The organism is Sphingomonas aurea (genome assembly GCF_030678875.1).
GTDB lineage: Bacteria > Pseudomonadota > Alphaproteobacteria > Sphingomonadales > Sphingomonadaceae > Sphingomonas > Sphingomonas aurea.
In genome coordinates this window covers 115,360-130,385 of record NZ_JAUUDS010000001.1, presented here as the reverse complement: position 1 = coordinate 130,385, position 15,026 = coordinate 115,360, and the positions used below count along the sequence as shown (strand labels likewise).

Annotated in this window: 17 protein-coding genes; 13 read left to right on the top strand and 4 right to left on the bottom strand. The window is 68.0% G+C overall.

Going from position 1 to position 15,026, the window contains the following annotated elements; translation table 11 throughout:
- The first annotated feature begins 175 nt into the window (after positions 1-175).
- Genes Q5H91_RS00685 through Q5H91_RS00675 form a run of 3 tightly spaced genes read left to right on the top strand, consistent with a single transcriptional unit; the run spans position 176 to position 2,053 of the window.
- Positions 176-1,039 carry a dienelactone hydrolase family protein gene (locus tag Q5H91_RS00685; protein ID WP_305171307.1) on the top strand — a complete coding sequence of 288 codons (864 nt, stop codon included), beginning with the start codon at positions 176-178 and terminating at the stop codon, positions 1,037-1,039.
- Positions 1,040-1,057: 18 nt separating this feature from the next.
- Positions 1,058-1,672 (top strand): glutathione S-transferase family protein, encoded by a 615-nt coding sequence (locus Q5H91_RS00680; protein ID WP_305171306.1) that lies wholly within the window; start codon positions 1,058-1,060, stop codon positions 1,670-1,672.
- 42 nt (positions 1,673-1,714) lie between these two features.
- Entirely contained in the window at positions 1,715-2,053 is a 339-nt protein-coding gene (locus Q5H91_RS00675; RefSeq protein ID WP_305171305.1) for a hypothetical protein, read from the top strand.
- A 3-nt stretch (positions 2,054-2,056) separates the two neighbouring features.
- Here Q5H91_RS00675 and ppdK read toward each other — a convergent pair whose 3' ends face one another.
- From ppdK to Q5H91_RS00660, 3 genes are all read right to left on the bottom strand, one after another.
- Positions 2,057-4,747 carry a pyruvate, phosphate dikinase gene (gene ppdK, locus Q5H91_RS00670; protein ID WP_305171304.1) on the bottom strand — a complete coding sequence of 897 codons (2,691 nt, stop codon included), beginning with the start codon at positions 4,745-4,747 and terminating at the stop codon, positions 2,057-2,059.
- Positions 4,748-4,834: 87 nt separating this feature from the next.
- Positions 4,835-6,874: a glycine--tRNA ligase subunit beta gene (gene glyS / locus Q5H91_RS00665; protein ID WP_305171303.1), complete on the bottom strand. Its 2,040-nt coding sequence runs from the start codon at positions 6,872-6,874 to the stop codon at positions 4,835-4,837.
- Entirely contained in the window at positions 6,871-7,725 is an 855-nt protein-coding gene (locus tag Q5H91_RS00660; protein ID WP_305171302.1) for a glycine--tRNA ligase subunit alpha, read from the bottom strand. Before Q5H91_RS00660 ends, glyS begins: the two co-directional genes overlap by 4 nt.
- A gap of 118 nt (positions 7,726-7,843) precedes the next feature.
- Between Q5H91_RS00660 and Q5H91_RS00655 the strand changes: the two genes are divergently transcribed.
- The 4 genes from Q5H91_RS00655 to Q5H91_RS00640 all read left to right on the top strand — a co-directional run bounded on the left by Q5H91_RS00655 (position 7,844) and on the right by Q5H91_RS00640 (position 10,578).
- Positions 7,844-8,761 carry a TraB/GumN family protein gene (locus Q5H91_RS00655; protein WP_305171301.1) on the top strand — a complete coding sequence of 306 codons (918 nt, stop codon included), beginning with the start codon at positions 7,844-7,846 and terminating at the stop codon, positions 8,759-8,761.
- 123 nt (positions 8,762-8,884) lie between these two features.
- On the top strand, positions 8,885-9,544 hold the full coding sequence (locus tag Q5H91_RS00650) for a 50S ribosomal protein L25/general stress protein Ctc (RefSeq protein ID WP_305171300.1): 660 nt from the start codon (positions 8,885-8,887) through the stop codon (positions 9,542-9,544).
- Positions 9,545-9,632: 88 nt separating this feature from the next.
- Positions 9,633-10,199 (top strand): aminoacyl-tRNA hydrolase, encoded by a 567-nt coding sequence (pth, locus tag Q5H91_RS00645; RefSeq protein WP_305171299.1) that lies wholly within the window; start codon positions 9,633-9,635, stop codon positions 10,197-10,199.
- A 190-nt stretch (positions 10,200-10,389) separates the two neighbouring features.
- Entirely contained in the window at positions 10,390-10,578 is a 189-nt protein-coding gene (locus Q5H91_RS00640; protein ID WP_305171298.1) for a hypothetical protein, read from the top strand.
- Between the two features lie 117 nt (positions 10,579-10,695).
- Here Q5H91_RS00640 and Q5H91_RS00635 read toward each other — a convergent pair whose 3' ends face one another.
- A complete protein-coding gene (locus Q5H91_RS00635) occupies positions 10,696-11,130 on the bottom strand; it encodes a hemerythrin domain-containing protein (RefSeq protein WP_305171297.1) in 435 nt (144 codons plus the stop codon).
- Positions 11,131-11,290: 160 nt separating this feature from the next.
- On the opposite strand from Q5H91_RS00635, the gene Q5H91_RS00630 reads away from it, so the two are divergent.
- The 6 genes from Q5H91_RS00630 (at position 11,291) to Q5H91_RS00605 (ending at position 15,008) form a co-directional block, all read left to right on the top strand.
- Positions 11,291-11,659 carry a hypothetical protein gene (locus tag Q5H91_RS00630; RefSeq protein WP_305171296.1) on the top strand — a complete coding sequence of 123 codons (369 nt, stop codon included), beginning with the start codon at positions 11,291-11,293 and terminating at the stop codon, positions 11,657-11,659.
- Positions 11,660-11,690: 31 nt separating this feature from the next.
- Complete coding sequence (locus Q5H91_RS00625) at positions 11,691-12,302, top strand: TIGR02466 family protein (protein WP_305171295.1); 612 nt, start codon at positions 11,691-11,693, stop codon at positions 12,300-12,302.
- Positions 12,303-12,435: 133 nt separating this feature from the next.
- On the top strand, positions 12,436-12,630 hold the full coding sequence (locus Q5H91_RS00620) for a hypothetical protein (RefSeq protein WP_305171294.1): 195 nt from the start codon (positions 12,436-12,438) through the stop codon (positions 12,628-12,630).
- Positions 12,631-12,693: 63 nt separating this feature from the next.
- On the top strand, positions 12,694-13,794 hold the full coding sequence (ychF, locus tag Q5H91_RS00615; protein ID WP_305171293.1) for a redox-regulated ATPase YchF: 1,101 nt from the start codon (positions 12,694-12,696) through the stop codon (positions 13,792-13,794).
- A gap of 14 nt (positions 13,795-13,808) precedes the next feature.
- Positions 13,809-14,504 carry an HAD family hydrolase gene (locus Q5H91_RS00610; protein ID WP_305171292.1) on the top strand — a complete coding sequence of 232 codons (696 nt, stop codon included), beginning with the start codon at positions 13,809-13,811 and terminating at the stop codon, positions 14,502-14,504.
- Between the two features lie 111 nt (positions 14,505-14,615).
- A complete protein-coding gene (locus tag Q5H91_RS00605; RefSeq protein WP_305171291.1) occupies positions 14,616-15,008 on the top strand; it encodes a hypothetical protein in 393 nt (130 codons plus the stop codon).
- Positions 15,009-15,026: the final 18 nt, after the last annotated feature.

Genomic DNA, 15,026 nt, shown 5'->3' with positions numbered 1-15,026 from the left:
TCCTCGCGCAGGCGGGGATCCATACACGCTGACGCCGCGGCTCGAGCCATCGACCTCAGCGGCTCTGGATTCTCGCCCGCGCAAGAATGACGGGACGGGCGAGACGGCTTCCGCCGACACTTGCCACCCTGCCCCATCCGCCTATGCTCCTGAAACGCCAGCAGGAGCCAGGACGATGTGCGACGAACTGACCGCCCAGGACAATGACCGGGCAGAGGGTGCGAACCGGCGCCAGTTCGGCATCGGCATGGGCGCTGCCACGCTCGCGATGATGCTTCCCAGCCCTGCCGACGCGCTGTCCGTCGCCGGCCGTGCAGTGGCGATCACCACACCGGACGGCAGCGCGGATGCCTATTTCGTCGCGCCAGCCAAGGGCCGGCATCCCGGCGTGCTGATCTGGCCCGACATCATGGGCCTGCGCCCCGCCTTCGAGCAGATGGCGCGGCGGCTGGCCGAGTCCGGTTACGCGGTGCTCGTCGTCAACCAGTTCTATCGCTCGACGAAGGCGCCGTTCCTGAAACCCGGCGAATCCTATGACCAGCCCGCCGTGCGCGAGCGGATCACGCCGTGGCGTGCCGCGCTGACGCCTGCCGCCACGACCAGCGATGCTGGCGCGTTCGTCGCCTGGCTCGACGCGCAGCCGCAGGTCGATCGCAAGCGTCCGCTCGCCGTCACCGGCTATTGCATGGGCGGGCCGATGATGATCCGCACCGCTGCCGCGCACCCCGATCGGGTGCGCGCCGGTGCTTCGTTCCACGGCGCCGCGCTGGTCGGCGACGCACCGGACAGCCCCGACAAGCTGATCCCGCAGCTGAAGGGCGGCTACCTGATCGCCATCGCCGCCAACGACGATGCCCGCGCGCCCGGCGACAAGGACGTGCTGCGCGCCGCCTTCACCGCTGCCAGGGTGCCCGCGGAAATCGAGGTCTATGCCGGTGCCGACCACGGCTGGTGCCCGCCCGACAGCCGCGCCTATAACCGCACCCAGGCCGAGCGGGCCTGGGCACGGCAGCTCGCGCTGTTCGCCAAGCAGCTCTGACGACGAAGGGACGATCCCATGGCGCTCACCTTCTACACCAATCCGCAGTCGCGCGGCCGCATCGTCCGATGGATGCTCGAGGAGATCGGCGAGCCCTACGACACCGTCGTGCTCGACTATGCGACGACGATGAAGGGCGACGCGTATCGCGCGATCAATCCGATGATGAAGGTCCCAGCCATCGTCCATGACGGCCGCGTCGTGACCGAGGTGGCGGCGATCTGCGCCTATCTGGCGGAGACGTTTCCGTCCGCCGGTCTCGCGCCCACAGCGGACGAGCGCGCCGGCTATTACCGCTGGCTGTTCTTCGCCGCAGGCCCGCTGGAGGCGGCGGTAACCAACAAGTCGATGGGCTTCACACCCAACACCGACCAGCAGCGCATGGCCGGATACGGCAATTTCGAACTGACCGCCGGGGTGCTCGCCGACGCGGTCGAACGCCATCCCTATATCGCCGGCGATCGCTTCACCGCGGCGGACGTGTGCGTCGGCTCTGGCGTGGGCTGGTACACGCAGTTCGGGCTGCTCGAGAAGACACCCGCGTTCACCGCCTATCTCGAGCGGCTCCACGCCCGCCCCGCGTTCCAACGCGCCGCCGCGCTGGACGACGCGGCGATCGCGGCTGGAAACTAACCGCCCGACCCTCGTTGTCGCTCCGTAACAGGAGACGCAACGATGCTGTTCACGACGCCGACACAATTCGCGGTCCTCGGGCTGGTGCTGGTCGCCGGCTGGCTGCTGGGGCTCGCCAGCCACTCGGGCGGGCGCAAGTGGAAGGAGCGCTACGCGGCCGAGCGCGAGGCGCATGCCGCCGCCCGTCGTGATGCCGATGCTCGGGTCGCCGAGGTCGAGCGCCGCCACGCCGAGTTGGAGCGCGAGCGCGTCGTCCCTGCACCGGCAACGCCGACCGCCGCACCGGCCCGAACCCGGCCCCTCGCCGCGGCCCGCCCCGCCTACCCTGCCGGCGAACGGCGCGGCTGGTTCGACTGGAACGGGACGCGCACCGTCCGATAGCGCCTATTTCGCGGCGAGTGCCGCCTGCGCTGCCGCGAGCCGGGCGATCGGCACGCGGTACGGGCTCGCCGAGACGTAATCGAGCCCGACCTTCTCGCAGAAGGCGATGCTCGCCGGGTCGCCGCCATGCTCGCCGCAGATGCCCAGCTTGATGTCGGGCCGTGTCTTGCGCCCGCGTTCCGCCGCCAGCTCGACCAGCTCACCGACACCGTCGATGTCCAGGCTGACGAACGGGTCCTTGGGATAGATGCCCTGTTCGACATAGGCGCCCAGGAAGCGGCTGGCATCGTCGCGGCTGACACCCAGGGTCGTCTGGGTCAGGTCGTTGGTGCCGAACGAGAAGAACTCGCCGGTCGCCGCGATCTCGCCCGCCTTCAATGCGGCGCGGGGCAGCTCGATCATCGTGCCGACCAGATACTCCACGGTCCGCCCGCGCTCGCCGAAGACGGCCTGAGCGGCGCGATCGACCACCGCCTTCATCAGGTCCAGCTCGCGCTTGGTCGCGACCAGCGGGATCATCACCTCGGGGATCGGCGCCGCTCCCGACTTCTCCGCGACGTCGATTGCCGCCTCGAAGATCGCACGCGCCTGCATCTCGTAGATCTCGGGATAGGTCACGCCCAGCCGGCAACCGCGATGGCCCAGCATCGGGTTGAACTCGTGCAATTCGTTGGCACGCCGCTTCAGCGTGTCGATATCCACTCCCGCCGCGGTCGCGACCTCGGCGAACTCGGTTTCCTCATGCGGCAGGAACTCGTGGAGCGGCGGATCGAGCAGGCGGATCGTCACCGGCAGGCCGGCCATCACCTCGAAGATCGAGACGAAATCGCTGCGCTGCTCGGGCAGCAATTTGTCGAGCGCGACCCGCCGCCCCTTCTCGTCCGACGCCAGGATCATCTGGCGCACCGCGGTGATGCGGGCGGCGTCGAAGAACATATGCTCGGTGCGGCACAGCCCGACGCCCTCGGCACCGAACTCACGCGCGGTACGGCAGTCGCCGGGCGTCTCGGCATTGGCGCGCACCTTCAGCCGCCGGACCTCGTCGGCCCACACCATCAGCGTTGCGAAATCGCCGGCCAGCTCGGGCTGGACCGTCGCGACCTCACCCGCCATCACCTCGCCGGTGGCACCGTCGATGGTCAGCGTCTCGCCTTCGCGCACCTCGCGCCCCCCGACCCGCATCACCTTGTCCCTGGCAGAGATGGCGATGCTGCCCGCGCCCGACACGCACGGCCGCCCCATGCCGCGCGCCACCACTGCCGCGTGGCTGGTCATGCCGCCACGCGCGGTCAGGATGCCGCGCGCCGCGTGCATGCCGTGGATGTCCTCGGGGCTGGTCTCGGTCCGCACCAGGATCACCGCCCGGCCATCGGCGCTCCATCGTTCTGCCGTATCGGCATCGAACACCACCGCACCCGAGGCCGCGCCCGGTGACGCCGGCAGCCCGCGCGCGATCACGTCGCGCGGCGCGGAAGGATCGAGCGTCGGGTGGAGCAGCTGGTCGAGCGCCGCCGGATCGACCCGCGCGATCGCCTCGCGGTGGCTGATGAGCCCCTCGTTCGCCATGTCGACTGCGATCTTCAGCGCCGCCTTGGCGGTGCGCTTGCCCGATCGGGTCTGGAGCATCCACAGCTTGGTACGCTCGACCGTGAACTCGATGTCCTGCATGTCGCGATAATGGGTTTCGAGCGTGTCGAAGACCGCCGCCAGCTCGCCGTAAACCTCGGGCATCGCCTCTTCCATCGACGCGGGCTTGGCGCCGGCCTCCTCGCGCGCGGCGCGCGTCAGATATTGCGGCGTGCGGATGCCGGCGACCACGTCTTCGCCCTGCGCATTGATGAGGAACTCGCCGTAATAGGCGCGGTCGCCCTTCGACGGATCGCGGGTGAAGGCGACGCCGGTGGCCGAGGTGTCGCCCATATTGCCGAACACCATCGCCTGCACGTTGACCGCGGTGCCCCAGTCGGCGGGGATGTCGTTCAGCCGGCGATACACCTTGGCCCGCTCCGACTGCCACGAGCCGAACACCGCGCCGACCGCGCCCCAGAGCTGGTCGTGGACGTCCTGCGGGAACGGCTTGCCCCACGCCTTCTCGACCAGCCGCTTATACTCGACGACCAGCGCCTTCAGGTGATCCGCGCTCAGCTCGGTGTCGAGGGTGAACCCGTTATCTTCCTTGGCGATCTCCAGCGCCTCCTCGAACGCGCCGTGATCGAGTTCCAGCACGACGTCGGCGTACATCTGGATGAAGCGGCGATAGCTGTCCCACGCGAAGCGCTCGTCATCGGCCGCCTGGGCCAGCCCCAACACGGTCTCGTCGTTCAGTCCCAGGTTCAGGACGGTGTCCATCATCCCCGGCATCGACACTCGTGCGCCCGAGCGGACCGACACCAGCAGCGGATCGGCCGCGTCGCCGAAGCGCTTGCCGGTGATCCCCTCGATATGCGCGATCCCGGCCGCCACTTCGGCCCGCAGCGAGTCGGGGAACCGCTCCCCCTCCTCATAATAGCGCGTGCACATCGCAGTGGAGATGGTGAAGCCCGGCGGCACCGGCAGCCCGATCGACGCCATCTCCGCCAGATTCGCGCCCTTGCCGCCGAGCAGGTTCTTGTCGCCCTTGCCCCCGTCCGACACGCCGCCGCCGAAGCGATAGACGTAGGTTGCGTCAGCCTGCGGTTCGATCGCGGTCGCCATATCTGCTCCTCTGCATCGTCAATGCATACGTATGCTTTGACGATGCCCTAGCAGCTTGGCGGGTAATGTCGATCCCCCTCGCGTCTCCTAGCGGGACGGCTCAACGATCCGGGAGAAATCCGCGACACCGTGCACCGCCTGCCGAATGCGCCCGAGCAGCGCGAGGCGCGCGGTGCGCTTCGCCGGATCGGCATCGTTGACGGTGACCGCATCGAAGAACGCATCGATCGGTATGCGCAACGTCGCGAGCGCGGCCATCGCGCCTTCGAAATCTTCGGCAGCAACCGCGCGCGCGGCGGCGGGTTCCGCGGCATCAAGCGCCGCGATCAGTGCCGCCTCGGCAGGTTCGGGATCATAACCCAACCCCGTCGCCCCCGCATGCACCGGGGCGATGTCGGTCGGGGCGCCTTCCTTCTTCAGGATGTTCGCCGCTCGCTTGTACCCGGCGAGCAGGTTCACCCCGTCCTCGGTCCCAACGAACGCCTGCAACGCATGAACACGGGCAAGCAGGCGGACGAGGTCGTCCTCGCCGCCCAACGCGAACACGGCGTCGATCAGGTCGTGGCGAACGCCGGCCTCGCGCTGTTGGACCTTGAGGCGGTCGGCGAAGAACTCGAGCACATCGCTCTTAACCGCAGTTTCCAGGGGGAAGCGGAGGCGGTTCTCGAGGATCAGCGCGATCGCGGCAAGCGCGGAACGCCGGAGAGCAAAGGGATCTTTTGATCCACTGGGCTTCAGATCGACGGCGAAGAATTGCGCGATGCTGTCGAGCTTGTCTGCCAGCGACACCGCGACGGTCACCGGATCGGTCGGTACGTCGTCGCCCTGCCCAACCGGCTTGTAGTGATCGCGCACCGCCGCCGCCACGCGCGGGTCCTCGCCCTGTGCGGCGGCGTAGTATCCGCCCATCAGGCCCTGCAATTCTGGGAACTCGCCGACCATGCCGGTGACGAGGTCGGCCTTGGCCAGCCGCGCGGCGCGTTCGGCAATGTCTGGGTCGGCGTCCTTGACGATCCCCTCCTCGACCAGCCAGCGCGCCAGCTTGGCCACCCGGTCGACCTTGTCGGCGACGGTGCCCAGCTTCTCGTGGAAGACGATCTTGTCGAGCTTCGCCGCCTGCTCCGCCAGCGGCACCTTCAGGTCGGTGTCGTAGAAGAAGCGCGCGTCGGACAGGCGCGCCGCTAGCACCTTGCGATTGCCCTCGACGATCCGGGCGCCGCCGTCGCTCGCCTCGATATTGGCGGTGCAAACGAACGCGTTCGCCAACGCACCCTCCGGCGTGCGGCAGACGAAATATTTCTGGTTCACCCGCGCGGTCAGCTGGATGACCTCGGGCGGGACCGACAGGAACTCTGCGTCGAAGCGGCCGAGCAGCGGCACCGGCCACTCGGTCAACCCGGCATTCTCCGCGACCAGCCCTTCGTCCTGGACCAGCACCAGCCCGGCCTCCGCCGCCAGCGCAGTGGCGCGGGCGCGGATCAGGTCGCGGCGCTCCTGCTGATCGACGATCACGTGGCAGGCGCGCAACTTCTCGGCATAGTCCACCGCCGAGCCGATGGTAATCGCGCCGGGATGAAGGAAACGATGGCCGAGCGTCGTCGCGCCACTGGTAACCCCTCCGATCTCGACCGGCACGATCGCCTCGCCGAACAACGCGACGATACCCTGGAGCGGTCGTACCCAGCGTACCGCATCCTCGCGCACCGAATCCGCCCCCCAGCGCATCGACTTGGGCCAAGGGAAGCCGCGGATGATCGCCGGGATCGCCTCCGCCAGCACATCGGCGGTCGCGCGGCCGGGTCGCTCTGTGATCGCGAAGAGCACGCCGTCACGCTCGACCAGCTGCTCCCGGGTCAGCCCCGTCTTGCGCAGGAAGCCGTCCAGCGCCTGCGGCGGCGCCGAGGATTTCGGCCCCTTCACCTCTTCCGACACCGCCTCGGTCGCGAGCGGCAGGTCGCGCGCGATCAGCACCAGCCGGCGCGGCGTCGCATAGGTGTCGACCGCCCCGGCGGTCAGGCCCGCCTTCGCCAGCTCGGCCGCGAAGAGGCGGGCGAGATCGTCGCGGGCCTTATCCTGCATCCGCGCCGGGATTTCCTCCGAGCGGAGTTCGAGAAGGAAATCGCTCACGCAGCCCACCCGTTCTTCGTCATGTGCGCCGCGCAGGCGCCCTTCGCCAGATCGCGGACGCGGCCGATATAGGCCTGCCGCTCCGCCACCGAGATCACGCCGCGCGCCTGCAGCAGGTTGAAGCTGTGGCTGGCCTTGATCGCCTGCTCGTACGCGGGGATCGGCAAGCCGGCGGACAGGCAGTTCTCGCACTCCGCGACCGCCTTGCGGAACAGGTCGAACAGCGCATCGGTATTCGCGACCTCGAAGTTCCAGGTCGACATCTGGCGCTCATTCTCCAGGAACACGTCGCCATAGGTCACGCCCCCCTGACCTTTTGGGGCGTCGTTGAACGCCAGGTCGTACACATTGTCCTTGTTCTGGATGTACATGGCCAGCCGTTCCAGCCCGTAGGTCAGCTCGCCCGCGACGGGCTTGCAGTCGAAGCCCCCCATCTGCTGGAAATAGGTGAACTGCGTCACCTCCATCCCGTCGCACCACACTTCCCAGCCCAGGCCCCAGGCGCCCAGTGTCGGCGACTCCCAGTCATCCTCGACGAAGCGGATGTCGTGCAGTCCCATGTCGACGCCGATCGCCGCCAGGCTGCCCAGGTACAGCTCCTGCAAGTCGGGCGGGCTCGGCTTCAGGATCACCTGATATTGATAATAGTGCTGCAGCCGGTTCGGGTTCTCGCCGTAGCGGCCGTCGGTCGGCCGGCGGCACGGCTGGACATAGGCGGCGTTCCAAGCGTCCGGTCCGAGCGCGCGCAGGGTCGTCGCGGGATGGAAGGTGCCGGCGCCCATTTCCATGTCATAGGGCTGGAGGATCGCGCACCCCCGCTCGCTCCAATAGTCATGGAGCGCGAGGATCATCTTCTGGAAGGATAGGGGCTGGGTCACGGTCGCGGTCTGTGACCGATGGGCGGCGCTCTAGCAAGAGGCGCGGCGCGACCCTAACTGGCAGCGGCCTGCCGCTACGAAGGACAAGACCTTGCGCCTGACCCGCCCTTTCCGCGCCGCCGCCTCGGCGCTGTCGATGTTCCTGGCGCTGCCGGCCTGCGCGAAGACGCCGGCAGCGCAGCAGGCGAATGCGGCGACCGACGCCGACCCCGCCTTGTGGGTGGTGCGCGACAAGGACACGACCATCTACCTGTTCGGCACCATCCACGTCCTGAAACCCGGCCTCAGCTGGTTCGACGAGGCGGTGAAGGCCGCGTTCGACCGCTCGGGCGAGCTGGTGCTGGAAACGGTGCTGCCCGATCCCGCGGCGATGGCCGGGCTGGTGCGGGCGGCCGGAACCGCGAAGCCGGGCACCCCGCCGCTGACCGAGCGCATTCCCGCCGACAAGCGCGCCGCCTTCACCGCGGCGGTAACCGCCGCCGGGCTGCCGGGCAATGCGTTCGACGGGTTCCAGCCCTGGCTGGCAGCGACCCAGCTGTCGATCGGCCCGGTCAGCAAGCAAGGCTATGAAACCGACAATGCGCCCGAGTCGGTCCTGACCCAGGCGGCGAAAGCCGCCGGCAAGCCGGTGCGCGGGCTCGAGACGCCGGAGCAGCAGCTCGGCTATTTCAGCAGCCTGTCTGACCAGGCGCAGCTGGAGATGCTGACCAGCTCGCTCGACGAACTGCCCAAGGTTGACACGACGATCGGCAAGATGGTCGACGACTGGGCGCACGGCCGCCCCGACGCGCTCGCCGCCGAGATGAACGACAGTCTGAAGGACTCGCCGGAGGTCGCCCGGGTCCTGCTGGTCGACCGCAACAAGCGGTGGGCGCAGTGGATCGGCCAGCGCATGCAGCAGCCGGGCACGATATTCATCGCCGTCGGCTCGGGCCATCTGGCGGGGCCGGACTCGGTGCAGGCGCAGCTGGCGCGGCAGGGGATCAAGGCGAAGCGGGTGAAATACTAGCTCCTCCCCGTACCGGCGAGGAGTTGCGCTTTCTCCCCCATCCGGCTATGCGCGCCCGCTTCCGGCCATGGTCATCCCTGGAGGCGTGTCCGGAAATTCTGCAACGAGTTTCGGAGAATTACCATGAGCGACACGCTGACGCTCGCAGCCGAGACGCGTGACCGGGTTGGCAAGGGAGCCTCCCGGGCGCTGCGTCGTGATGGCCGCGTCCCCGCCGTGATCTACGGCCAGAACAAGGAACCGACGTCGGTTCACCTGGAAGAGAAGGCGCTGGTCAAGGCGCTGATGACCGGCCACTTCTTCAATTCGGTGGTGATGGTCGGCGGTGAGCGCACCCTGCCCAAGGACGTCGCCTTCCACCCGGTCACCGACCGCCCGACCCATGTCGACTTCCTGCGCATCGGCGAGCATTCGACCGTGACGGTCGCCGTGCCGGTCGTGTTCGCGGACGAGGACCAGTGCCGCGGCATCAAGCAGGGCGGCGTGCTCAACATCACCCGCCACGAGGTCGAGCTGGTGGTCGACGCGGCCGACATCCCCAGCGAACTGACCATCTCGCTGAAGGGTCGTGAGATCGGCGACTCGATCCACATCTCGGACGTGACGCTGCCCAAGGGTGCGACGCCGGCGATCGAGGATCGCGACTTCGCGATCGCCACGATCGTGCCGCCGACCGTCCCGACCGCGCAGGACGAAGCGGCCGATGCCGAGGTCGCCGAGACGCAGGCCGCCGAGTCGGCCGAGGCTGCTGCCGAGACGGACGAGGACGACGCGAACGCCTGATCCCCATGGGATCGGAGCGTGCGGGGGCAGGGTGGCGGCAACGCTCCCCTGCCCCTTTTCGTTGGGACAGGGAAAGAAGGGCGACGCGATGCAGATCTGGGCCGGGCTCGGCAATCCGGGCGCGCAATATGCGATGCAGCGCCACAATGTCGGCTTCATGGCCGCCGATGCGATCGCAGAGGTTCACGGGTTCGGCCCCGTCCGCAAGCAGTTCCAGGGCTGGACGCAGGAGGGGCGGATCGGCGCGCACAAGATCCTGTTGCTGAAGCCCGCGACCTTCATGAACGAGAGCGGCCGCGCGATCGGCGAGGCGCTGCGCTTCTACAAGCTGGGCATCGACGCCTTGACCGTGTTCCACGACGAACTCGATCTGGCGCCGTTCCGGGTGAAGGTGAAGACCGGCGGCGGCGCGGCCGGGCACAACGGCCTGCGCTCGACCGACCGCCACTGCGGTCCGGACTATCGGCGGGTGCGGCTCGGCATCGGCCATCCCGGCCACAAGGACCGGGTCCATGGCTATGTCCTGGGCAATTACGCCCGGGACGAGATCGATCCGCTGGCCGCGATGCTGGGCGCCGTGGCGGCGGAGGCGGCATGGCTGGCCGCCGGCGACGACGTGCGCTTCATGAACGACGTCGCCCTGCGGCTGGGCTGACCGACGACGCAAGTGATAGTCGTTCTCAACTCTTCTACAGTTGAGAGTGAATTGCAGATAGACTTAGCGAAATGAGACTTGTTCGCATCTTGCGTGAGAGTTGATCGCAACAGTTGTTTATTGTTGTTTCGGGAACTTTCTCGGCTTACTTGCCGTTCAGCAGACAACAACTCAGCCACGGAGATACATCATGGCCCTCACCACCGCCGGCACCGCCGCTTGCGCCAAGTGCAAGTTCTTCGACAGCGAGCAGAGCGCCGAACTCGGCCTCTGCCGTTACAACCCGCCGATCAGCCAGCCGAGCGGCGACACCGCCGGTGTGTGGCCGAAGGTGGAGGCCAGCGACTGGTGCGGCCATTTCGAGCCTGCCGCCGCCTGATCGATCCACGGCGGGCTCCACTCGCCGGGACGAATGAAAACGCCGACCGCGACAGGGACTCCCCTGCGCGGTCGGCGTTTTGATGTCTGAGCCAAACCCGCTCCGACCCCAGCGAGTTTACGCCGCTGCGCGCGCTTCCTGCGCCAACAGCGTCAGCAGGCGGGTGATGCCCTCTTCTTCGCGCGCGATATGGCGGCGAAGCGCATTCAGCGTCAGGTGGGCAGCGGCGCGATAGGTGGCAGGATCGGCCGCCACCGCCCCTTCCTTCCAGCGCTGAAGATGGCTGCGGACCGCTTCACCCGCGCCGATGCACTCGATTTTCATCTTGCGGCCCAGATCGACCCGCTCGGCACTGCCGGACGATATCGCGGGATCGAACACGTCCTCATGCTTGAATATCTGATAGTCGCGCAGCACCACGGCCATTTCGGCGCGCAGGTCGATGCTCGCCTGGTCGCGCTCCGCATCGATCGCTTCGCTCACGCGGGTCAGGACGTTCAGCGCACGGCGCTGATGCTCGTGCAGGCGAGTGAAGGGATCATCGATCGACATTCACCACCCTTACGCCCGCCAGACTTACCATCCAGTTGACAGTCGATCGCAATTGACACGATCGGTCCGCCAGACGCCCCGTCGAAGCGACCAACTGCATTGACCGGCCACCTGACATCTTGTAGTGAGAGGCATTCTCATTAGCGTCGGAACCTGCTCCATGTACGACCTGATCGACCGTCCCGTTGCCCAACTGCCCGCGTTCGAAGCGCGGCTGCTCGCCGGGATGCGCCGCTGGGTCCATGCACTGACGTTCGCCGGCGCCTCCCCTGCCCCGACACCAGAGGCCGGGTCGTTCGACGATGCGATGCGCTCGCTCGATCGCGGGTCGACGGATACGCTCGTCTTTCAGCGTCCCTGCCACTCGACCGTCGAGGAAACGGAGGCGGTGGTGCTCGGCCTGTGGCGGCTGGTCCGCGCCGATCGCCTCGCCGCTGCTCATGCCGCCGCCGCGGCGCTGGTCGGCCCGGCCGAGGTCCGGCCGATGATCTCCGCTATGGTCCGCGCCGTCGCCGCGCATCGCGATTGACGCGACCCTCCCGCCCCGGCACGCGGGGCCGATGACGATCCGGCAGCTCTTCCCCACCCTCCTCTATCGGGAGGCGATCGATCCGACGCTGGTCGCCGACCTCGACCATAGCTGCCGCGCACTGGCCCAGGATGACGGCGCCGGCCGGCGCTGGTCGCGTGAACACGGCTATCGCGGCTATACCTCCTATGCCTCGTTGAACGACCTGCCGCGCCGCGATCCGGTATTCGAAGACCTGCGCCGCGTCCTCGACCGCCACGTCGCGCGCTTTGCGGATGCGGCCGCTTTCGAACTTGGCGGCAAGCGGCTGAAGCTCGACAGCCTGTGGGTCAATGTGCTGCGCGCCGGCGGGCATCACGGCGCCCACATCCATCCGCACAGCGTGGTGTCGGGCACCGTCTATGTCGCGGTGCCGCCGGGCTCGGGTGGGCTGAAGCTGGAGGATCCGCGCCTGCCGATGATGATGGCCGCCCCCACGCGGCGCCCCGACGCGCCGGAGGGGATGCGCAGCTTCGAGACGATCATGCCGGACGCGGGCACGCTGCTCCTCTGGGAAAGCTGGTTGCGGCACGAGGTCGTGCCGCATGCCGGCAAGGCGGGCGCCGGGGGCGAACGGATCAGCGTCAGCTTCAATTACCGCTGAGCGACACCACTCGTCGCGGTCTTCGCACCTGCGGCATTAACCGGATTGATACCCGTTCGCGGTGATGGTTAATGGCCGATGGGCATGAAGCGGTGCGGCCGGGGGGGCGCACCTGACGAGCGAGGATCATCAAGTGGTTGAAGTGGCGGTCGCGACCTATGGAGTGTTGGCCAGTTTCGTGCTGTCGGGCGCGGAGCGCAACAAGCGCGCGGGGCGCCCCAATCCGCCGATGGTGGAATATACCGGCTTTGCCCTTTGTGCGGTCTCGACCGCGGCGGCGATCGGCCTGCCGGTCTGGGCCGCGGCCAATTACCTGGGCGTGATCTGATGCGTTGAGCGGCGGGCTCGTGGCGGCTAGAGGGAGGGCAACTCCCCTCTTCCAGGAACGACCATGGGTTTCCGCTGCGGCATCGTGGGCCTGCCCAACGTGGGCAAGTCCACCCTCTTTAATGCACTGACCGAGACGGCTGCGGCCCAGGCCGCCAATTATCCGTTCTGCACGATCGAGCCGAACGTCGGCAACGTCGCCGTGCCCGACGATCGGCTGCAGGCGCTCGCCGCCATCGCGGGGTCGGCCAAGATCATCGAGACGCAGCTGGCGTTCGTCGACATCGCCGGACTGGTCCGCGGTGCGTCGAAGGGCGAGGGGCTGGGCAACCAGTTCCTCGGCAATATCCGCGAAGTGGACGCGATCGTCCATGTCCTGCGCTGCTTCGAGGATGGCGACGTGACGCACGTCGAGGGTAAGGTCGATCCGATCGCCGACGCCGAGACGGTCGAGACCGAGCTGATGCTCTCCGACCTCGAGAGCCTCGAGAAGCGCGTCCCCAATCTGACCAAGAAAGGTCAGCAGGGCGACAAGGAGGCGAAGGCGGCCGCCACCGTGCTCGGCCGCGCGCTCGAGCTGTTGCGCGACGGCAAGCCCGCAAGGCTGACCCCGGTCACCGATCCCGAGGAACAGCGCCTGTTCGCGCAGGCGCAGCTGCTGACCGCCAAGCCCGTCCTCTACGTCTGCAACGTCGACGAGGCGAATGCGGCGGAGGGCAACGCGCACAGCGCACGCGTCTTCGCCAAGGCCGCCGCCGAGGGGGCCGAGGCGGTCGTCGTCTCCGCCGCGATCGAGGCGGAGATCGCGACCATGCCGGCCGAGGATCGCGGCGAATTCCTGGCCGAGCTGGGCCTGTCCGAAACCGGGCTCGCCCGCGTCATTCGTGCCGGGTACAAGCTGCTGCACCTGCTCACCTTCTTCACCGTAGGGCCGAAGGAAGCGCGCGCCTGGACCGTCGACGTCGGCGCCAAGGCTCCGCAGGCGGCCGGCGCCATCCACTCCGATTTCGAGCGCGGCTTTATCCGTGCCGAGACGATCGCCTTTGCCGACTATGTCACCTGCAAGGGTGAAACCGGTGCCCGCGATGCCGGCAAGCTGCGTGCCGAGGGCAAGGAGTATGTCGTGCAGGATGGCGACGTGCTCCTCTTCCGCTTCAACGTCTGAGCGGGCGCGCGCCGATGCCGATCGACCTCATCTGCCTCGATGCCGATGACACGCTCTGGCATAACATGCGCTTCTTCGCCGAGACGCAGGCGGCGCTGGCAGCGATGCTGGCGCCGTTCGCGGACGAACCCGTCGCACGTGCGGCACTGGAAGCATGCGAGATCCGCAACCTGCCGCAGTACGGCTATGGCGCGAAGAGCTTCACGCTGGCGATGATCGAGACGGCGATCGAGCTGGGTGGTGACGCCCTGCCGGTCACCGTCATCGCCGACATCCTCGCCGCCGGGCGCCGCCTGCTCGCCCATCCGGTCGAACTGCTCGATGGGATAGAGGCGACGCTGGACGCCCTGGCGACGCGCGGCAGGCTGGTATTGGTGACGAAGGGCGACCTGTTCCACCAGGAGGCGAAACTCGCCGCCTCTGGGCTGGGCGAGCGGTTCACCGGCGTCGAGATCGTCAGCGACAAGACCGCCGACACCTTCCAACGGCTGTTCGCGCGCTACGACGTGGCGCCGGAGCGGGCGGTGATGGCTGGCGATTCGATGCGGTCGGACGTGCTGCCGGCGCTGTCCGCCGGAGCCTGGGCGGCCTATATCCCGCAGCCTCTGGCCTGGAGCCACGAACAGGCCACCGCGCCCGCCGATCATCCCCGCTTCTGCCGACTCGATCGCCTCGCTGACCTTCCGACGTGGATCGACTCGATTTCTTAGCGGGTCCGCAACCCTGATGGCGCGATGAAGCACCCGTCTCGATGAGGGCAACCGAGCCGCTGGCCCTGCATCACAGCTGGCCGATCATGGCCGAGACCGGGCTAATCGACCTTGGCATTACCTAAGAAGCCCCCCGTCCTCGCGCCGTCCTCTGCGACGATCGAGAAGCTGGCGGCGCGTGGCATCGGCCGCTGGTGCTGCGACCTGCGCGATCAGCGCCTCGAATGGTCCGATCCCGTCTATGACCTGTTCGCCCTGCCGCGGGGCAGCGTGGTGGACAGGTCTGACTCGCTCCGCTGCTACGCCGACGAATCGCGCGCCACGATGAAGCGGCTGCGCAGCTATGTGATCCGGCACCGGCGTGGCTTCTCCATCGACGTGGAACTCCGGCCGGCGAACGGCGCATCATGCTGGATGCGACTGCTCGGCGCACCAGTGTGCGTGAATGGGCGTGTCACGCGGTTGGGGGGCTTGAAGCAGGACCTCGGGCGCCGGTATCGTTGATCCCGGCTCTGGCACCTC